18 protein-coding genes and 1 riboswitch are annotated in these 18,189 nt (G+C 60.9%); of the genes, 9 read left to right on the forward strand and 9 right to left on the reverse strand.

The annotated features are described in order from the left end of the window. Positions 1-205: 205 nt before the first annotated feature. Genes AB4N80_RS27075 through rpoE form a run of 3 tightly spaced genes read right to left on the reverse strand, consistent with a single transcriptional unit; the run spans position 206 to position 2,366 of the window. Positions 206-1,153 carry a MucB/RseB C-terminal domain-containing protein gene (locus AB4N80_RS27075; protein WP_122566073.1) on the reverse strand — a complete coding sequence of 316 codons (948 nt, stop codon included), beginning with the start codon at positions 1,151-1,153 and terminating at the stop codon, positions 206-208. A 12-nt stretch (positions 1,154-1,165) separates the two neighbouring features. Beyond that, complete coding sequence (locus tag AB4N80_RS27080) at positions 1,166-1,753, reverse strand: sigma-E factor negative regulatory protein (RefSeq protein ID WP_122566072.1); 588 nt, start codon at positions 1,751-1,753, stop codon at positions 1,166-1,168. A gap of 31 nt (positions 1,754-1,784) precedes the next feature. Continuing rightward, positions 1,785-2,366 (reverse strand): RNA polymerase sigma factor RpoE, encoded by a 582-nt coding sequence (gene rpoE / locus AB4N80_RS27085; RefSeq protein ID WP_003172477.1) that lies wholly within the window; start codon positions 2,364-2,366, stop codon positions 1,785-1,787. Positions 2,367-2,924: 558 nt separating this feature from the next. On the opposite strand from rpoE, the gene nadB reads away from it, so the two are divergent. Beyond that, on the forward strand, positions 2,925-4,541 hold the full coding sequence (gene nadB / locus AB4N80_RS27090) for an L-aspartate oxidase (RefSeq protein ID WP_460079787.1): 1,617 nt from the start codon (positions 2,925-2,927) through the stop codon (positions 4,539-4,541). Here nadB and AB4N80_RS27095 read toward each other — a convergent pair. Both AB4N80_RS27095 and AB4N80_RS27100 read right to left on the reverse strand, forming a co-directional pair. After that, complete coding sequence (locus AB4N80_RS27095) at positions 4,510-4,962, reverse strand: protein YgfX (RefSeq protein ID WP_354336240.1); 453 nt, start codon at positions 4,960-4,962, stop codon at positions 4,510-4,512. The genes nadB and AB4N80_RS27095 overlap by 32 nt on opposite strands. After that, on the reverse strand, positions 4,946-5,200 hold the full coding sequence (locus AB4N80_RS27100) for an FAD assembly factor SdhE (RefSeq protein ID WP_003184348.1): 255 nt from the start codon (positions 5,198-5,200) through the stop codon (positions 4,946-4,948). The genes AB4N80_RS27095 and AB4N80_RS27100 overlap by 17 nt, the downstream gene beginning before the upstream one ends. 149 nt (positions 5,201-5,349) lie before the next feature. On the opposite strand from AB4N80_RS27100, the gene ygfZ reads away from it, so the two are divergent. Next, entirely contained in the window at positions 5,350-6,291 is a 942-nt protein-coding gene (gene ygfZ / locus AB4N80_RS27105) for a CAF17-like 4Fe-4S cluster assembly/insertion protein YgfZ (RefSeq protein WP_122566069.1), read from the forward strand. Positions 6,292-6,326: 35 nt separating this feature from the next. Further along, positions 6,327-7,148: an HDOD domain-containing protein gene (locus AB4N80_RS27110; protein ID WP_122566068.1), complete on the forward strand. Its 822-nt coding sequence runs from the start codon at positions 6,327-6,329 to the stop codon at positions 7,146-7,148. A gap of 148 nt (positions 7,149-7,296) precedes the next feature. Here AB4N80_RS27110 and AB4N80_RS27115 read toward each other — a convergent pair whose 3' ends face one another. Further along, positions 7,297-8,688: a sensor histidine kinase gene (locus AB4N80_RS27115; protein WP_122566067.1), complete on the reverse strand. Its 1,392-nt coding sequence runs from the start codon at positions 8,686-8,688 to the stop codon at positions 7,297-7,299. Further along, positions 8,681-9,352, reverse strand: a complete 672-nt coding sequence (locus AB4N80_RS27120) for a response regulator (RefSeq protein ID WP_003198779.1) — start codon at positions 9,350-9,352, stop codon at positions 8,681-8,683. Before AB4N80_RS27120 ends, AB4N80_RS27115 begins: the two co-directional genes overlap by 8 nt. A 426-nt stretch (positions 9,353-9,778) precedes the next feature. Between AB4N80_RS27120 and AB4N80_RS27125 the strand changes: the two genes are divergently transcribed. The 4 genes from AB4N80_RS27125 to AB4N80_RS27140 are packed head-to-tail and all read left to right on the forward strand — an operon-like array spanning position 9,779 to position 13,837. Then, positions 9,779-10,771 (forward strand): Bug family tripartite tricarboxylate transporter substrate binding protein, encoded by a 993-nt coding sequence (locus AB4N80_RS27125; RefSeq protein WP_122566066.1) that lies wholly within the window; start codon positions 9,779-9,781, stop codon positions 10,769-10,771. 55 nt (positions 10,772-10,826) lie between these two features. Further along, positions 10,827-11,288 carry a tripartite tricarboxylate transporter TctB family protein gene (locus AB4N80_RS27130; protein ID WP_122566065.1) on the forward strand — a complete coding sequence of 154 codons (462 nt, stop codon included), beginning with the start codon at positions 10,827-10,829 and terminating at the stop codon, positions 11,286-11,288. 1 nt (position 11,289) lies between these two features. Next, positions 11,290-12,804, forward strand: a complete 1,515-nt coding sequence (locus tag AB4N80_RS27135) for a tripartite tricarboxylate transporter permease (RefSeq protein ID WP_305470119.1) — start codon at positions 11,290-11,292, stop codon at positions 12,802-12,804. Beyond that, a complete protein-coding gene (locus AB4N80_RS27140) occupies positions 12,797-13,837 on the forward strand; it encodes an AbrB family transcriptional regulator (protein WP_122566063.1) in 1,041 nt (346 codons plus the stop codon). The genes AB4N80_RS27135 and AB4N80_RS27140 overlap by 8 nt, the downstream gene beginning before the upstream one ends. A 260-nt stretch (positions 13,838-14,097) precedes the next feature. On the opposite strand, the gene ung is transcribed toward AB4N80_RS27140, so the two are convergent. Next, positions 14,098-14,790, reverse strand: a complete 693-nt coding sequence (ung, locus tag AB4N80_RS27145; RefSeq protein WP_122566062.1) for a uracil-DNA glycosylase — start codon at positions 14,788-14,790, stop codon at positions 14,098-14,100. Positions 14,791-14,921: 131 nt separating this feature from the next. On the opposite strand from ung, the gene AB4N80_RS27150 reads away from it, so the two are divergent. Continuing rightward, the gene (locus tag AB4N80_RS27150) at positions 14,922-16,034 is read left to right on the forward strand and encodes an enoyl-CoA hydratase/isomerase family protein (protein WP_072409938.1); all 1,113 of its coding nucleotides are present in this window, start codon (positions 14,922-14,924) and stop codon (positions 16,032-16,034) included. A gap of 196 nt (positions 16,035-16,230) precedes the next feature. On the opposite strand, the gene AB4N80_RS27155 is transcribed toward AB4N80_RS27150, so the two are convergent. Then, a complete protein-coding gene (locus AB4N80_RS27155; RefSeq protein ID WP_122566061.1) occupies positions 16,231-16,641 on the reverse strand; it encodes a hypothetical protein in 411 nt (136 codons plus the stop codon). A gap of 304 nt (positions 16,642-16,945) precedes the next feature. Next, positions 16,946-17,047: riboswitch (guanidine-I (ykkC/yxkD leader) on the forward strand. A 60-nt stretch (positions 17,048-17,107) separates the two neighbouring features. Between AB4N80_RS27155 and AB4N80_RS27160 the strand changes: the two genes are divergently transcribed. Next, positions 17,108-18,175 (forward strand): putative urea ABC transporter substrate-binding protein, encoded by a 1,068-nt coding sequence (locus AB4N80_RS27160; RefSeq protein ID WP_305470115.1) that lies wholly within the window; start codon positions 17,108-17,110, stop codon positions 18,173-18,175. Positions 18,176-18,189: the final 14 nt, after the last annotated feature.

Below are 18,189 nucleotides of genomic sequence, written 5' to 3' on the forward strand. Positions count from 1 at the left end.
CGATATGGAGCAAGGAATACCAGGGGAAAGATACGCCGGTATTTTTGTTCCGGGAACAGACAAGGCCAGGGCCGAGCGGCTCTGACCTATAGAAAAAAAGCTGGGTTTTTGCAAATGAAAATGCTGACAGGAAGTTTCGGCATTTCGATCAAGCCCTGGCGTCATCAGCCTCTCGCGCAATCGAACCACCCGTGCTGTCAGCCGACTATTGAGTCGCGGTGACGTCGGAGCGCATGGAAAGCGCGATCCGTTCCGCCGTACCGATAGGAATCTCACCGACTACCGTGACCATCATTTCGCCCTGGGGCGTCGTGAGCCTGCGGGAGACGGCAGCCGTCGGGCCAAGCTGAGTACGGGTATCGGCGGCGTTGGCACCGTTCAACGGCTCCAGGAACACCGAGAAGCGCGCCAGACCATCGTCATACATCAAGCTGTTGACCTGGACCTGGGTGTCTGGGTCCTTGCGCGCGGCACTGCTGGTCAGTTCAAAGCCGGGTGGCAACCAGTCCGAGTGCCAGGCGGTTTTCGCCGCGACGGCCTTTCCGGGATCCTGCGCGACAGCCTTGCATTCGGCACTGGCCTGAAGGTCACTATCCGTGGGAGCGGTGACATTCAAGCGAGTGAACTGGAAGCGTTCGAGCAATTGGCCCTTGTCATTGAGCAACAAGGACTTGAGCGGCAGGCCGGTCTCTTTGTCCAGGTGCAGTTCAAAGCCATAGCGATGCTGATCCTTGGGCGTCAATGCCACGATGACCGCTTGACGCCCAGCCACACGCGACTTGCCAATGACGGCAAGGTCATACCAATTCTTGAGTTTTTGCGGATCGAGCGCACGTGAAGTGCTGTCCGGCGTATTGCCCAGCCCCGCGATCAAGGAGCCGCTGACGCATTGAGTATGCCCATCAATGCGCAGGACTTCCTGTGCCGAGCCGTCGAGCTGGAGTAACCGCTCGCGGACCTTGCCATCCTGGACGCGATGCCAGATGTTATGGGTAGAAAAGCTACCGTTGCGCTCGTAAACGAAAGTGCCCTGGAAGCTCTGCTGTTGCTCGGCTTGACTCAGGCGGTTCAACCAGTCCTGAGCCTCATCGGCATGGGCTGGCATCGCACACCAGCCACCAAGCAGAAGCGTGAATAGAGGTATGGCGCGCAATGGCTTTCCTTATTAACGGTTTTCCAGGCTGGCGGCACGGGCGTAAGGCAGCGCGCTTTCGGTACCTTTCAGGGCAGCTTGCTGGGCATGCTGACGCAGGTAGTTGGGCAGACGCTGATCATGCCAGCCAGGCTGGCCTTGCAGAACACCGTTGACCATCGGGCCTGCGGCTTCCGAACCTTCGCTGTAACCGGCCAATACCGCTGGGCCCTTGACCTGTGGAGCAACCAAGCCAGGCTGGTTGGACTGCTGCGCCATTTGCACGCCGGCAATCTCATCCTGGTTATACAGGCGTACACCGGCCAGTACGGCAACGGTGACCGACGCGGCTACCGCCAGACGGCCCAGGCTGCGCCATGGTCCGCGTGAAGCTTTAGCCGGTACGGCTTCGTCAGCCAATGCAGCAGAAACGGCCGCGGCGATGTCCAGGCGTGGAAGCAGCAAGTCCTTGTGCATGACAGCCCGGGCGATCTGGTAACGAGCCCAGGTCTCACGTGTTTCAACATCGTCGAAGGCATTCAATACCCGACGCAATTCAAGTTCGTCCGCTTCGTTGTCCATAACTGCGGACAGCGATTCCTGCAGGGCTTCACGACTCATGGCGTTCCTCTCTTGGCTGTCGCCGCTGTCTCTAGTTTTCCTGCAACAAAGGCTGCAGGGCTTTATCGATGGCCTCCCGAGCGCGGAAAATCCGGGAGCGCACGGTGCCCACAGGACATTGCATGACGCTCGCAATGTCTTCGTAACTCAGACCGTCGAACTCACGTAAAGTTAAAGCCGTACGCAAATCTTCAGGCAGTTGCTGGATGGTTCGATGGACGGTGCCTTCGATCTCATCCCGCAGCAACGCACGTTCCGGTGATTCGAGATCCTTGAGGCCATGATCGCCATCGTAGAACTCGGCATCTTCAGAACTTACATCGCTATCCGGCGGCCGGCGGCCGCGTGAAACCAGATAGTTTTTCGCCGTGTTAATGGCGATGCGGTAAAGCCACGTATAAAACGCGCTGTCCCCGCGGAAATTACCAAGTGCGCGGTAGGCCTTGATGAAGGCTTCCTGAGCGACATCCTGCGCTTCATGGGTGTCGTGCACGAAACGCACGATCAACCCGAGAATTTTGTGCTGGTATTTCAGCACTAGCAGATCGAAAGCTCGCTTGTCGCCGCGTTGGACGCGCTCGACCAGCTGCTGATCCTCTTCCTGGGTTAGCATGAACACTCCTCGATAAGCTCGAAGGAGGCTTGCATTACTAAATGACCGGGCTTGCAAACATAGACTCGGGCTTTTCGCAAAAGTTCTCCCCCTTCCAAGCAAGTTTCCGGCGTGCTCTGATCTCGGCACGCACGAAAAACGCAGCAGGAGATTCCCCGGCTGCGCGAATAATCTGTCATCGGGTCTGTCGGCAGAGATTTCAATCGAAATCTTGCACCAACCCGACGCTGCTCCCTTTTGCAGACAACCGTCTATTGAACGTAGGCGCTTGGCAAAAGTTCCCGCTATTTATAGCGCTGTAGATAGAATAATGGGCAACCATGACGTGATAAACAGCGCCTGTCCTCGAAACGGCCGTCTTTGTCGACTCAAAGCCAAACCGGCGATCCGACGAAGTGTGTCGCTTTTCTGTCACGCTGGTTTCACATTGCCATGAATGCCCGGCTATTGTGCCGATCCCCCCCTCTATATACTAGTGGGCTGCGTGGCTGCCCGACCCGTTGAAGCGGTGTCTGGCGCCAACCCCGACCCGGGTCGCCTTGAGCGGAAACCATTCGAATGAGCCAACTGTTTCAACACGATGTTCTGGTAATCGGCAGCGGAGCCGCCGGATTGAGCCTGGCGCTAACCTTGCCTGCGCATTTGCGCATCGCAGTACTGAGCAAGGGCGACCTGGCCAACGGCTCGACCTTCTGGGCCCAGGGCGGCGTCGCCGCTGTGCTGGACGATACCGACACCATTGAATCCCACGTCGACGATACACTCAACGCCGGCGGAGGCCTTTGCAATCCGCAAGCGGTGCGCTTCACCGTCGAACACAGCAAGGAAGCCATCCAGTGGCTGATCGACCAGGGCGTGCCGTTTACCCGTGACGAACAATCGGGCACCGAAGACGGTGGTTTCGAGTTCCACCTGACCCGCGAAGGCGGCCACAGCCATCGGCGCATCATCCACGCGGCCGACGCCACAGGTGCGGCAATCTTCAAGACCCTGCTCGCCCAAGCGCGACTACGGCCGAACATCGAATTGCTGGAACAACGCGTCGCGGTCGACCTGATCACCGAAAAACGCCTGGGCCTGGACGGTGATCGCTGCCTCGGCGCCTACGTGCTCAATCGCGGTACCGGCGAAGTCGACACCTACGGCGCGCGCTTCGTCATCCTGGCGTCCGGTGGCGCGGCGAAAGTCTACCTGTATACCAGCAACCCAGACGGCGCCTGCGGCGACGGCATTGCCATGGCCTGGCGTTCGGGTTGCCGGGTGGCGAACCTGGAGTTCAACCAGTTCCACCCCACCTGCCTCTATCACCCGCTGGCCAAGAGCTTCCTGGTGACCGAGGCCCTGCGTGGCGAAGGGGCTCACTTGAAGCTCCCCAACGGCGAACGTTTCATGCAGCGCTTCGATCCGCGCGCCGAACTGGCGCCGCGTGACATCGTCGCCCGGGCCATCGACCATGAAATGAAGCGCCTGGGTATCGATTGCGTCTACCTGGACATCAGCCACAAGCCAGAAGCGTTCATCAAGAGCCACTTCCCGACGGTGTACGAGCGCTGCCTGGAATTTTCCATCGACATCACCAAGCAACCGATCCCGGTGGTGCCGGCGGCGCACTACACCTGCGGTGGCGTAATGGTCGACCAACAGGGCCGCACCGACGTGCCGGGCCTGTATGCCATTGGCGAAACCAGCTTCACCGGCCTGCACGGCGCCAACCGCATGGCCAGCAACTCGCTGCTGGAATGTTTCGTCTACGCCCGCTCGGCGGCGGCAGACATCCTTGAGCAATTGCCACAGATCGCCATTCCGGCCGCCCTGCCCTCGTGGGACGCCAGCCAGGTCACCGACTCGGACGAAGACGTGATCATCGCCCACAACTGGGACGAACTGCGGCGCTTCATGTGGGACTACGTGGGCATCGTGCGCACCAACAAGCGCCTGCAACGGGCACAACACCGGGTGCGCTTGCTGCTGGATGAGATCGATGAGTTCTACAGCAACTATAAAGTCAGCCGCGACCTGATCGAGCTGCGCAACCTGGCCCAGGTGGCCGAACTGATGATTCGCTCGGCCATGGAGCGCAAGGAAAGCCGGGGGCTGCATTACACCCTCGACTACCCGAACCTGCTGCCCGAGGCACTGGACACTATCCTGGTGCCGCCCACCTACGGCGACTGAACCTGAGCCGCACCCGCAGGCGCCGGTGGACATCCGGCGCCAGCGCGTCGAGGGGCACGCACAGCGAGCGGACCCGCCGCTCGCCCTGCAAGCGAAAACGCAACACGATGATCAGCGGCAACGCCAGGCTATCGGGGCGTAGCTGCACAGCCTGCCAGCCATCGCCCCGGCTCCACAGCTGCCAGCCAGCGGCATTGCGACGCAACCCGCAAAAGGCCCGGCGATGGGTCAGCACTACATGTCGGGGGATTACCCAGGCGCCATGGGCCAGGCACAGGATGACGCCCAGCGCTGCGCACCAGGACGGTACCGACAACAGGAACAACGAACCCAGGGCGAACACCTGAGCCAGCAGGTAGGCCGCCAGCAACTGCCCGGAGGCCTGCCAGCGGCATTCGAAGCGATTACTTGGGTTGGACACGGTCCAGGATCATCCGGACCATGCGCTGCAACTCAGGGTCTTCGGATTCGCTGCGCTCCATGAACCAGCCGAACATGTCCTGATCCTCACATTCGAGCAGGCGGACATAGCACGCACGGTCCACTTCATTGAGATGGGGATAGACCTCTTTCACGAACGGCACCAGCAATACGTCCAGCTCAAGCATGCCGCGGCGGCTGTGCCAGTAGAGGCGATTCAGTTCAACATCTTCGACCATGGAGCGCTCCTCAAATAGAGCGCAAGTATACAGGCCTCGCCACAGCGCAACAGACCGCTTTGGTCAGGCACCACAGATCCTTTGTGAACTACCCATTTCAAGGGCGTCCCCTTATGATGTCTACCAGACTTTTTACCCTGCGATGACCCATGGCTGATTTCGCTTTTTTCTGCACCCTGTCCCACGAAGGCGTCCTCGCGGTCCGCGGCGTGGATGCCAGCAAATTCCTGCAAGGCCAATTGACTTGCAATCTCGAGTACCTGAACGACAGCCGAGCCAGCCTCGGCGCCCGCTGCACGCAGAAAGGCCGGATGCAATCGAGTTTCCGCATCCTGCTCCAAGGCGATGGTGTATTGATGGCCATGGCCACCGAACTGCTCGAACCGCAACTGGCGGACCTGAAAAAATATGCTGTGTTCTCCAAATCCAAGCTCACCGACGAAAGCGCAGCCTGGGTTCGCTTCGGCCTGGAAAACGCCGACAAGACCTTGGCCGGCCTGGGCCTCGAACTGCCGAGCGACACCGACAGCGTGGCGCGCCATGAAGCCTTGATCGCCATCCGTGTGTCTCCCGACCGCGCCGAGTTGTGGGCACCCGCCGAACAGGCACAGGCACTGCGGACCCGCCTGGGCGCAGAACTGGCCGAGGCAGACCTGAACCCCTGGCTGCTGGGCCAGATCCGTGCCGGGATCGGCCAGGTCATGCCGGCCACCCGCGAACTGTTCATTCCACAGATGCTCAACCTGCAAGCCGTCGGCGGCGTCAGTTTCAAGAAAGGCTGCTACACCGGGCAGGAAATCGTTGCCCGTATGCAATACTTGGGCAAGCTCAAGCGCCGCCTGTATCGTCTACGGTTGGACGCCAGCGAACTGCCGGAACCCGGCACGGCGCTGTTCTCCCCCACGCACGGCAGTTCCATCGGCGAAGTGGTGATTGCCGCTCGTGGCGAGGGAAACATTGAACTGCTGGCGGTATTGCAGGCCGAAGCAGCAGAAGACGACAATTTGCACCTCGGTGCCTTGGAAGGCCCTCGCCTTCAATTGTTGGACCTGCCTTACGAACTGGACCGCGACCGCGAAATCCAGCGCTGATCGCAGCATTTGTCGCAACACCCTAGAGAACCGAAATGAGCGATTTGGCGGATAAGGTCCAACGGGATTTGGTGCAGGCCATCGATAACGATGACTTGGTTCTGCCAACATTACCGGAAGTGGCCATGCAGATTCGCCGGGCCGCCGAAGACCCGGAAATCAGTGTCAGTAACCTGAGCAAAGTGATCGGCCGCGATACGGCCCTCTCGGCACGCCTGATAAAAGTGGTCAACAGCCCGCTGCTGCGCGCCACCCAGGAAGTCACTGACCTGCACACAGCCATCACTCGACTGGGCGTCAACTACAGCAGCAATCTGGCCATTGGTCTGGTAATGGAGCAGATTTTCCACGCCCGCTCCGAAGTGGTGGAACTGAAGATGCGCGAAGTCTGGCGCAAAAGCCTGGAGATCGCCGGCGTCAGCTATGCATTGTGTCGTGGCTACACCCAACTCAAGCCCGACCAGGCCGCATTGGGTGGGCTGGTGCATCAGATCGGCGTACTGCCGATCCTCACGTATGCACAGGACAACAATGAGTTGCTGTCGGACCCGGTCAGCCTCAACCACGTCATCGAGACGATTCACCCGATACTGGGAGACAAGTTACTCAGTGTCTGGGAGTTTCCGGAGCGGTTGGTGAAGCTGCCGGGGTTGTATCTGGATTTCAACCGGGACTCGAAGCAAATCGATTATGTCGACCTGGTGCAGGTCGCGGCGCTGTATTGCTACAAGGACACCGACCATCCTCTGAGCAAGATTGACGTATTCAGCGTCCCGGCCTTCAAGAAACTGGGCATCGACCCGGAGAACAAGGCCCGCTGCGCGGATATTGAAGAAGCGCGGTCGATGTTCTATTAAGCAGGTCGGACACCTACGAACTCGTAGTCAGGCCTGAATCTGCGACCTGTGGCAACAGGATTTGTGGGAGCAAAGCTGGCTCGCGAAACAGGCGCCTCGTATAAAGACCGTGTCGCCATCATCGCGGGCAAGCCTTGCTCCCACAGAATCAGTCTGCGCCTGGAATAAAACTCACCCGCACCTTCAACCCGCGCACCTCCCCGTCGTGCAAAGTGATCTGCGCCAGATGAGCGCGGCAGATTTCGCCGACGATCGCCAACCCCAGTCCCGAACCGGCTACTTGCTGGTTGCGTCGATAGAACCGCTCGAACACCCGGTCTCGTTCATGCAAGGGAATGCCGGGCCCATCGTCCTCGACCTCCAGCACGGCCGGTGCAGACACCCGCAGGATCACATTGCCGCCCGATGGGGTATGGGCCAGGGCGTTGTCCACCAGATTGCTCAACAGCTCGTTCAACAAGGTCGGCTCGCCCCGCAGCCATACCGGCTCGTCGGCTTCCAGGGCCAGCGCCACGCCTCGGGCATGGGCCAGCGGGGCCATGGCCATGCCCAACTCTCGGGCCAACTGACTGAGGTCAAGCAACTGCGCGCCGCCTTCGGCAATCGCCCGGGCACCATTTTCCACTCGCGCCAGGGACAGCAACTGGTTGGCCAGGTGAGTCAATCGATCGGTCCCCTGGGCCGCGGTTTCCAGGGTTTCACGCCAGGTCGCCGGCTCGCTGGCACGCAAGCCCAGCTCCAGGCGCGCCTTGAGCGCGGCCAAGGGCGTGCGCAGTTCATGGGCGGCATCGGCAATGAACTGCGCCTGGCGTTCGAACTGCCCGCGCAGACGCTCGGTGAAATGGTTGAGGGCCCGCACCAACGGCCATAATTCGTGTTGCACCTCCACCAACGGCAGCGGCCGCAGATCGTCCGGCTGGCGCTCCTCCACCGCCGTGCGCAAGCGCTCCAACGGGCGCAACGCCGCACTGACCGCAAACCACACCAACAGCAGCGCGCCCACGGCCAGCATGCCCAGGCGCAACAGCGTGTCGGCCATCAGCCCGCGGGCCATGCTGACCCGCGCCTCTTCGGTCTCTGCCACGCGAATTTCCGCCATGCCGTTCATGTTCGGCTCGCTCACCGCCTTGAGCAGGCTTACCACCCGCACGTTCTGCCCCTGATATTGAGCGTTGTAGAAGCGCGCCAGGGCGGGGTAATCGTCCGTGCGTGGCGTTCCCGGGGGCGGACCGGGGAGGTTTTCGTAACCGGAAATCAACTTCTTGTCGATGTCATTGACTTGGTAATAAATGCGTCCGGCGCTGTCGTAGGCAAAGGTGTCCAGGGCCACGTAGGGCACATCCGCGCTGAGGCTACCGTCGCGCTGGGACAAGCCCGCGGCGATGGTCCGGGCCGAGGCCAGCAGGGTCCGATCGTAGGCAGTGTCGGCAGCCTCGCGACCGTTCCAATAGGCGCTCAAACCGCTTGCAAGCATCAATACCACCAGCAGCAGTGCCAAGTTCCGAAGCAGCCGCCAGCGCAGGCTGTCGGGCTTATGCATTGCGGTTTTCCAGCAGGTAGCCCAAGCCGCGGAACGTCACGATCGCCACCGCATGGCCGTCGAGTTTCTTGCGCAGGCGGTGGACGTAGATTTCGATGGCGTCGGGGCTGGCTTCTTCGTCCAGGCCGAACACCTGGGCCGCCAGTTGTTCCTTGCTCATCACCCGTCCGGGTCGGGCAATCAACGCTTCCAGCACGGCTTGCTCGCGGGATGTCAGGGTCAGCAATTCATCGTCGAGGGTGAAGCGGCGGGTGTCCAGGTCATAGACCAGTCCACCACATCGCTGCTGGCGCTCACCGCCCAGTACGCTACGGCGCAATAGGGCCTTGACCCGGGCCTCCAGTTCAGTGAGCTCGAATGGCTTGGCCAGGTAATCGTCGGCACCGAGGTTGAGGCCATGGACGCGGTCCTTGACGTCGCTGCGGGCGGTCAACATCAGCACTGGCAAGGTCTTGCCGCGCGCCCGCAGGCGCGCCAGCACCTCGAAACCGTCCATGCGCGGCAGCCCGACATCGAGCACCGCCACAGCGTATTCCTCGCTGCTCAAGGCCAGGTCGGCCGCGACACCGTCGTGCAGCACGTCCACGGTCAAACCGGTGCTCTTGAGCGCTTGGGCAACGCTTTCGGCGAGCTGCAGATGGTCTTCGACGAGCAGAACACGCATGGGTTATTCCTCGATTCAGGGATGGTCGACGCCATTCTTTGGCGCGGAGTTTACAGCCGCATCCGTCGCTGTGGAGGCAAAAAACATTTTGAAAGCTTTTGAAAGGTTAGCGAAAGGTTGGGCCATTAGAGTCCCTTTACGGATAGTTTCGACTGCCCGCCGCGACGCCCCATCGCGAACGAAAAATGCCTCGAAGCGTTTTCGCCCTATAAGAAAAATAAAAGCGGAGTATTCACCATGCCGTCCATGCAGCTCCAGGCCCCAGCGCCTGCTCGCCCTTCTCGCTTCAATCAGACCGCCCTGGGCGGTGCCACCACGCATTCAATTCCGATAACGACCTGCGCCGATCATCAGCGATGACCGGGGGCGGGAATCCGTCAACGACAAATTTCACCACACACAACAACAACTCCTGTGGAGACGATAATGAATCTATCACTGCGTAAAGTAGCCTTGGCAGCCGGATGCCTGATGTTCGCCGGGCAGTTGCTCGCCGCTGATCCATCCAAAGAACCCAAGCGTCCCGAATGCATCGCCCCGGCCGCCCCGGGCGGCGGTTTCGACCTGACATGCAAACTGGTGCAAAGCGCACTGGTCAACCAGAAGCTGCTGACCAAACCCATGCGCGTGACGTACATGCCTGGCGGCGTCGGCGCGGTGGCCTACAACGCAGTGGTTGCACAGCGCCCGGCCGATGCCGGCACTCTGGTGGCCTGGTCCAGCGGTTCGTTGTTGAATCTGGCCCAAGGCAAGTTCGGCCGCTTCGATGAAAACGCCGTGCGCTGGCTGGCCGCCGTTGGCACCAGCTATGGTGCCATTGCAGTGAAGAGCGACTCGCCCTACAAGAATCTCGATGACCTGGTACAGGCCCTGAAGAAAGATCCGGGCTCCGTGGTAATCGGTTCCGGTGGCACCGTGGGCAGCCAGGACTGGATGCAAACCGCGTTGATCGCCAAGGCTGCAGGCATCGATCCGCGCAAACTGCGCTACGTGGCGCTTGAAGGCGGCGGTGAAATCGCCACGGCCCTGCTCGGTGGCCATATCCAAGTGGGCAGTACCGACATCTCCGACTCCATGCCGCACATCCAGAGTGGTGACATGCGCCTGTTGGCGGTGTTCTCCGATAAACGCCTGGACGAGCCGGAAATGAAAGACATTCCGACGGCCCGTGAACAAGGCTACGACATCCTCTGGCCGGTGGTTCGCGGCTTCTATCTCGGGCCGAAGGTCAGCGATGAAGACTACGCCTGGTGGAAAGACGCCTTCGACAAACTGCTGGCTTCCGAAGAGTTCGCCAAGCTGCGTGACCAGCGCGAGCTGTTCCCGTTCGCCATGACCGGCCCGGAACTGGACACCTACGTGAAGAAGCAAGTGGCTGATTACAAGGTGCTGGCCAAAGAGTTCGGCCTGATCCAGTAACCGTCTCTGTTCTCGCGGCGGCGCTGGTACTGTCAGCGCCGCCCAGGAGTTAGTCATGCTCACCATCCAACGTATTTTTGCCGCGGTGCTGCTGCTGGTTTGTATCGGCCTGGCGCTGATGGCCTGGCCGTATCAGGCCGCCTTTTCCTATGAACCGGTCGGCCCGCGCGCCTTTCCATTATTGATCCTGGGACTGATGGGCCTGGCGCTGCTGTACATGCTGTTTCGCCCTACGCCCGTCGTGCACAGCGACGACGACCCGCAACTGGACCGCGAAACCCTGCAGAAGATCGGCATTTGCGTGGTGCTGTTGCTGGTCTTCGCCGGGACCTTCGAACCCCTGGGCTTCATCGTCGCCAGCATCCTGATCGGTGTGCCGATGGCGCGCCTGTATGGCGGTCGCTGGGTACCGAGCGTGGTGATCATCAGCCTGATGGCCATCGGTCTTTATCTGTTGTTCGACAAGCTGATGGACGTGCCGCTGCCCCTGGGCCTGCTCGACGTCCTGGAGAATTGATATGGATACCCTGAATTATCTCGGCCAGGGTTTTGGCGTTGCACTGACCCCCTACAACCTCGTCACGGCACTGACCGGCACCCTGATCGGCACCGTGGTCGGCCTGCTGCCGGGCCTGGGCCCGATCAACGGCGTAGCGCTGCTGATCCCGATCGCCTTCGCGCTGGGGCTGCCGCCGGAATCGGCGCTGATTCTGCTGGCGGCGGTGTACCTGGGTTGCGAATACGGCGGACGCATCAGCTCGATCCTGCTCAACATCCCCGGTGAAGCCTCCACCGTGATGACCACCCTCGACGGCTACCCGATGGCCCGTCAGGGCCTGGCCGGGGTGGCGTTGTCGCTGTCAGCGTGGAGTTCGTTCATCGGCGCGTTCATCGCCACCTGCGGCATGGTGTTGTTCGCACCGCTGCTGGCCAAATGGGCGATTGCGTTCGGGCCGGCGGAATACTTCGTCCTGATGGTGTTCGCCATTGTCTGTCTCGGCGGCATGGCCGGCGACCGACCGCTCAAGACGTTCATCGCGGCGCTGATCGGCCTGTTCCTGTCCAGTGTCGGGATCGATGCCAACAGCGGCGTCTACCGCTTCACCGGTGACAACATCCACCTGACCGACGGGATTCAGTTCGTCGTGCTGGTGCTGGGCTTGTTCTCCATTAGTGAAATCCTGTTGCTGCTGGAGAAAACCCATCGCGGCCAGGAAGCGGTGGAAGCCACCGGGCGGATGATGTTCAACATCAAGGAAGCGGCCTCGGTGTTCTGGGTGAACATCCGCTGTGGCGTGCTCGGTTTCATCATGGGCGTATTGCCTGGCGCGGGCGCAACCCTGGCCAGTGCCGTGGCCTACATGACTGAAAAACGCATCGCCGGCACCAGTGGCACGTTCGGCCAGGGCGACAAGCGTGGCCTCGCGGCGCCGGAAACCGCCATCGGCGGCGCAGCCTGCGGCGCACTCGTACCGATGCTGACCCTCGGCGTTCCCGGCTCGGGCACCACGGCGGTAATGATCGGCGCGCTGTCGCTGTACAACATCACTCCCGGTCCCCTGCTGTTCCAGCAACAGCCGGACATCGTCTGGGGCCTGATCGCGTCGTTGTTCGTCGCCAACATCATGCTGGTGATCCTCAACATTCCGATGATCCGTGTCTTCACCCGCATCCTGGCGGTGCCGAACTGGGCATTGGTGCCAGTCATCGCGATCATCACCGGGATCGGTGTCTATGCGGTGCATGCCACCACCTTCGACCTGTTCCTGATGATCGGCATCGGTATCTTCGGCTACATCCTGCGCAAGTTGGACTTCCCGCTGTCGCCTGTGCTGCTGGGCTTCATCCTCGGTGGGCTGATGGAGCAGAACCTACGGCGTGCGCTGTCGATCTCCAACGGTGCGCTGGAGATCCTCTGGTCGAGCCCGATCACCTTCGGCTGCTGGATCCTGACGGCGATCATGTTGCTCCTTCCTCTGCTGCGCATCTGGCGTCGTCGCAGTGCTCAGCGTCGTGCCCTGGCCAATGTCTGAGGCGACCTTCAGACATTGGTGGGGAACACCGCTGGTCGGCCTGGCCGGCGGTTACCTGGCCAGCCTGATCGGCTGGCCTTTGCCCTGGATGGTCGGCTCGTTGCTGGCGATCATCCTGGTGCGCTGTCTTACGCCGTGGCAACTGATGGAAATCCCCGGCGGCCGTAAATGCGGCCAATGGGTGGTGGGCATCGGCATCGGCCTGCACTTCACCCCCGTGGTGATGGAGCAGGTCCTGAGCCACTTCGGCCTGATTTTCTTCGGCGCGCTGATCACCAGCGTGTCCAGCGTAGTGAGCGTCTGGCTGATGCGTCGCACCGGCGAGGACCGCGCTACCGCGTTTTTCTCGAGCATGCCGGGCGGTTCCGGCGAAATGGTCAACCTCGGTGCCCGCAACGGCGCGGACCTCAGCCGTGTCGCGGCGGGTCAGAGCCTGCGGGTGCTGGTGGTGGTGCTGTGCGTGCCGGCGGCGTTCAAGTATCTGTTGGGCGAAGGTGCGCCGGTGCAACACGCCACGACGGTGGACTGGCTGTGGCTGGCGCTCCTGTTTCCGGCGGGCGCCCTGCTCGCCTGGGTCTGGGAGCGCTTGCGCCAACCCAATCCCTGGTTGTTCGGGCCGTTGCTGGTGAGTGCGGCGGTCAGCATCGGTTGGGACCTGCACATTGGCCTGCCGAACGGCGCCAGCCAGATCGGCCAATGGCTGATCGGCAGCGGGTTGGGTTGTCATTTCAACCGGCAGTTCTTTCGTCGGGCACCGTCGTTCATGGGCCGCACGTTGGTTGGCACGGTGTTGACGATGCTGATTGCCACGCTTGCAGCCCTAGGCTTGAGCACCTTGACCCATCTGGATCTGCGTTCGTTGACCCTGGGCATGATGCCCGGCGGCATCGCGGAAATGAGCCTGACGGCGGAGACGCTGCAACTGTCGGTGCCGTTGGTGACGGCGTTGCAGGTGATGCGGTTGCTGTTCGTGCTGTTTCTGGCGGAGCCGTTGTTCAGGTATTGGACGCGCAGGCCGGGTTCAAACGCTTAAACCGAGTTGCCTTCATCGCGAGCAAGCTCGCTCCCACAGGGGATTTGCGGCGTACAAAAATCGGGTGGCCACTGAAGATCAATATGGGAGCGAGCTTGCTCGCGAAGGCACCGGCACATTCAACATCACCGCCGCTGGTCCACCGCTTTCGCGAGCAAGCCCGCTCCCACAGGGGATTTGCGGCGCATGAAAATCTGGTAACCACTGAAGATCAATGTGGGAGCGAGCTTGCTCGCGATGGGGCCAGCCCGACTAGCGCATCAAACCGGCGGCAACCGCCACTCGATCGGCGTCTCGCCCTGCTGCTGGAGAAACTTGTTGGTCCGGCTGAAATGCCCGCAGCCGATGAAACCTCGGTGGGCCGACAGCGGTGACGGGTGGACCGAAGTCAGCACCAAATGCTTGGTCGCATCGATCAGCTTCTGCTTGCTCTGGGCATGGGCGCCCCACAACAGGAACACCAAGTGCGGCTGGTGTTCGCTGACGACTTCAATGATCCTGTCAGTAAAATGCTGCCAACCTTTTTTGGCATGGGCGTTGGCATTGGCGCGCTCCACGGTCAGGGTCGTGTTGAGCAGCAATACGCCCTGGTCGGCCCAGCTCTGCAGGTAGCCGTGATTCGGGATATCGATGTTCAAATCGCGCTTCAATTCCTTGTAGATGTTGACCAGGGACGGCGGTGTCGGCACGCCCGGCTGTACCGAGAAGCACAAGCCATGGGCCTGGCCTGGACCGTGGTACGGGTCTTGGCCGAGAATCACCACCTTGACCTTATCCAGCGGCGTGGAATTGAGGGCGTTGAAAATCAGTGGAGCCGGCGGATAGATCTCCTTGCCGGCGGCGTATTCACTGCGCAGGAACTCACGCAACTCCGTCATGTAGGGCTGGTCGAACTCGGCACGCAGTGCCTGCTTCCAGCTCGGTTCGAGTTTGATACGGTCGTCAGCAGTCATGGTTGCATCCGGTAAAAACAATGGGCGCACCCTAGGAAAGCCTACAGGGCTTGTCAATTGATCTGACGCAGAACCGGCACTTTCCTACGCAGCGGTCATACTGAACATTCAAATTTCTGATCGAGGTCACGATGAATCTGCACTTCGAAGAACTCACCGGCATCGACGGTGCCCGTATCGGCATCGCCACCCTGGACGCCGAAAAATCCCTGAACGCTCTTTCCCTGCCCATGATCAACGCCTTGCGTGATCGCCTCGATGCCTGGGCCAGGGAGCCGCAGGTCGTTTGTGTGCTGTTGCGCGGCAATGGCGCCAAGGCCTTCTGCGCCGGCGGTGAAGTGCGCAGCCTGGTGGAGGCCTGTCGCGCTCATCCCGGCGAAGTACCGCCGTTGGCGGCACAATTCTTCGCGGCCGAATACCGCTTGGACTTCAACCTGCACACCTACCCCAAGCCCTTGCTGTGCTGGGGCCACGGTTATGTACTGGGCGGTGGCATGGGGCTGCTGCAAGGCGCCAGTACCCGCATCGTCACGCCCAGCAGCCGCCTGGCCATGCCGGAAATCAGCATCGGCCTGTACCCGGATGTCGGCGCCAGTTGGTTCTTGTCACGCCTGCCCGGCAAGCTCGGGCTGTTTCTTGGCCTGACCGGTGCCCATATGAATGCCCGGGACGCCATCGACCTGGGCCTGGCCGACCGTTTTTTGCTGGATGAACAACAAGACGACCTGATCGAAGGCCTGCTGCAGCTCAACTGGCAGGAGCAGACCGAGATGCAGCTCAACAGCTTGCTCAAGGCTCTGCAGCAGGAAGCCATCGCCCAACTGCCCGAAGCCCAATGGCTGCCGCGGCGGCCGAAAATCGATGAGTGGTTGGATGTCAGCGATGTGCGCTGCGCCTGGAAAGCCCTCAGCCTGCTGGTGGATCACCCTGATCCACTGATCGCCCGCGCCGCCAAGACCATGACCGAAGGCTCACCGTTGACCGCTCATCTGGTCTGGGAACAGATCGCCCGGGCCCGACATTTGTCTTTGGCTGGTGTGTTCCGGATGGAATACACCCTGAGCCTCAACTGCTGCCGTCATCCGGAGTTCAGCGAAGGTGTGCGGGCGCGATTGATCGACAAGGATCACAAACCGCGCTGGCACTGGCCGGACATCAACCATGTGCCTGAAGCGGCGGTCGAGGCGCACTTTCACAAGGCCTGGGAAGGCCGGCATCCATTGGCGGATCTGTCCAACGAGTAAAGATCTGGGTGACATTCTGGAGAGTGCCATCTGTGGGAGCAAAGCTTGCTCGCGATGACAGGGTATCAGTCAGCCTCCCGGTGACTGGCATACCGCTATCGCGAGCAAGCTTTGCTCCCACAAGCGTTGTCCTATCGGGTTTATTACAGGCATAAAAAAACGGCGCTCAATGCGCCGCTTTTTTTCTGCCCAGAGATCAGCGGTGGTGGCCCCGTCCATCGTGATTGCCGCGTCCACGGTCATGATCGCCGCGTCCCCGATGATCACGCCCGCCTCGACCACGTCGGTCGTCATTCCAGCCGCCCCGGTTATGGCCGTCCCAGCCGCCCCGGTGTGGGTAAGGTCGATACGCCGCTCGCGGTGGCGAGTAATAGCGTGGGCCTTGCTGGTAGTAACGCGGTGCCGAGTAATAGCGGGGCGCCGATTGGTAGTACCGCGGGGCGTAATAACCACGCGGTGCCGAATAATAACTCCCACCACCGTAATAGACCGGTGCCGGTGAGGTGTAGACCTCGGAACGGTAGTAGCTCGAATCTCCGTCGTAATAAGGCACGCAGGCCGAAAGAGTCAAACCGAGAAACGCAATGAGCAGCAGTCGTCGATACATGGCGGCCTCCTGGACCGCGGATGGGCCACATCAGCGACGCTGATGGGCGGCAGTCAACGTTGTGTGACTGACAACTACTCAGACAGCCAAATCGGAATCTGGTGCGACCTGGCAACAACTAGAAACATGTCCCTCGTCGCCCTCTTCCGGTGCGCGAGGGCACCACAAATAAGCACAAATCCGCCCTTAGTCCTCCCTTTCCAACACTTGCCCCCTCTGGCCCGGGCCTTTGCCGGAATTGGCACGGCTCTCGCTTTAACAAACTCCGTGCAGGAGTCATCACAGGTTCGCGGCACCACAATTTGCAATGGCTGACTAGGGTTCCGGCTCGCTTCTGGCGAGTGGCTGGTCCGAGAGTTGGCGACCTCCAGTTGAGGTTACACGGCGGGACAAAAGCCCGGGAGACAAGCCACCGTTCGCGGTGCCGCGTTGCTCCTGTCCGCCCTTGATCAACTGGAGAACCACCATGTTCAAGCTTCGTCTGTCTGCCCTGCTCCTCGCCGCACTCTCGGCCCTCGCGAGCTTCTCATCCGCCGCCGCACAAAAAGACCACTTCAGCGTCTGCTGGACCATTTACGCCGGCTGGATGCCCTGGGAATACGCCGGTAGCCAAGGCATCGTCGACAAATGGGCAAAAAAGTACGGCATCAAGATCGATGTCGTGCAGCTCAACGACTACGTCGAATCCATCAACCAATACACCGCCGGACAGTTCGACGGCTGCACCATGACCAACATGGATGCCCTCACCATTCCCGCCGCCGGTGGCGTAGACAGCACCGCGCTGATCGTCAGCGATTTCTCCAACGGCAACGACGGCATCGTCCTCAAGGGCGAGGGCAAGAAAGTCGCTGACCTCAAGGGCATGGACGTCAATCTGGTGGAATTGTCGGTGTCCCATTACCTGCTGGCCCGCGCCTTGGATTCGGTTGGCCTCACCGAGAAAGACCTGAAAGTCGTCAACACCTCCGATGCCGATATCTCCGCCGCCTTCAACACCGACCAGGTCAAGGCCGTCACCACCTGGAACCCAATGCTCTCGGACATCAAGGCCCAGCCTGGCATGAGCGAAGTGTTCAATTCCAGTCAGGTTCCCGGCGAGATCATGGACATGATGGTGGTCAACACCCAGACCCTGCAGGACAACCCGGCCCTGGGCAAAGCGTTGACCGGTGCCTGGTTTGAAGTGGTGGCGCTGATGAACGCAAAAAACGCTGCCAGCCAGGCTGCGTTGGAACACATGGCCAAAGCCTCGGGCACCGACCTCAAAGGTTTCCAGGCGCAACTGGACACCACCAAGCTGTTCGCCACGCCCAAGGAAGCCCTGGGCTTCGCCACCAGCGAGCAACTGCCCACGACCATGGGCAAGGTGGCCGAGTTCTCGTTCCAGCACGGCTTGCTGGGCGAAGGCGCCAAGGACACGAACGCGGTCGGCATGGCGTTCGCCAATGGCGTGACCCGCGGCGACAAGGCCAACCTCAAGCTGCGCTTTGACCCGACCTACGTACAGCTGGCCGCCGACGCCAAGCTGTAAACCGGAGGACCTGG

The sequence above is a fragment of the Pseudomonas sp. H3_A02 genome, assembly GCF_054671965.1.

Coding starts and splice junctions, on each gene's coding strand:
- AB4N80_RS27080 (WP_122566072.1), bottom strand. CDS start 1,753: ATGAGTCGTGAAGCCCTGCAGGAATCGCTGTCCGCAGTTATGGACAAC.
- rpoE (WP_003172477.1), bottom strand. CDS start 2,366: ATGCTAACCCAGGAAGAGGATCAGCAGCTGGTCGAGCGCGTCCAACGC.
- nadB (WP_460079787.1), top strand. CDS start 2,925: ATGAGCCAACTGTTTCAACACGATGTTCTGGTAATCGGCAGCGGAGCC.
- AB4N80_RS27100 (WP_003184348.1), bottom strand. CDS start 5,200: ATGGTCGAAGATGTTGAACTGAATCGCCTCTACTGGCACAGCCGCCGC.
- ygfZ (WP_122566069.1), top strand. CDS start 5,350: ATGGCTGATTTCGCTTTTTTCTGCACCCTGTCCCACGAAGGCGTCCTC.
- AB4N80_RS27110 (WP_122566068.1), top strand. CDS start 6,327: ATGAGCGATTTGGCGGATAAGGTCCAACGGGATTTGGTGCAGGCCATC.
- AB4N80_RS27115 (WP_122566067.1), bottom strand. CDS start 8,688: ATGCATAAGCCCGACAGCCTGCGCTGGCGGCTGCTTCGGAACTTGGCA.
- AB4N80_RS27120 (WP_003198779.1), bottom strand. CDS start 9,352: ATGCGTGTTCTGCTCGTCGAAGACCATCTGCAGCTCGCCGAAAGCGTT.
- AB4N80_RS27125 (WP_122566066.1), top strand. CDS start 9,779: ATGAATCTATCACTGCGTAAAGTAGCCTTGGCAGCCGGATGCCTGATG.
- AB4N80_RS27130 (WP_122566065.1), top strand. CDS start 10,827: ATGCTCACCATCCAACGTATTTTTGCCGCGGTGCTGCTGCTGGTTTGT.
- AB4N80_RS27135 (WP_305470119.1), top strand. CDS start 11,290: ATGGATACCCTGAATTATCTCGGCCAGGGTTTTGGCGTTGCACTGACC.
- AB4N80_RS27140 (WP_122566063.1), top strand. CDS start 12,797: ATGTCTGAGGCGACCTTCAGACATTGGTGGGGAACACCGCTGGTCGGC.
- ung (WP_122566062.1), bottom strand. CDS start 14,790: ATGACTGCTGACGACCGTATCAAACTCGAACCGAGCTGGAAGCAGGCA.
- AB4N80_RS27150 (WP_072409938.1), top strand. CDS start 14,922: ATGAATCTGCACTTCGAAGAACTCACCGGCATCGACGGTGCCCGTATC.
- AB4N80_RS27155 (WP_122566061.1), bottom strand. CDS start 16,641: ATGTATCGACGACTGCTGCTCATTGCGTTTCTCGGTTTGACTCTTTCG.
- AB4N80_RS27160 (WP_305470115.1), top strand. CDS start 17,108: ATGTTCAAGCTTCGTCTGTCTGCCCTGCTCCTCGCCGCACTCTCGGCC.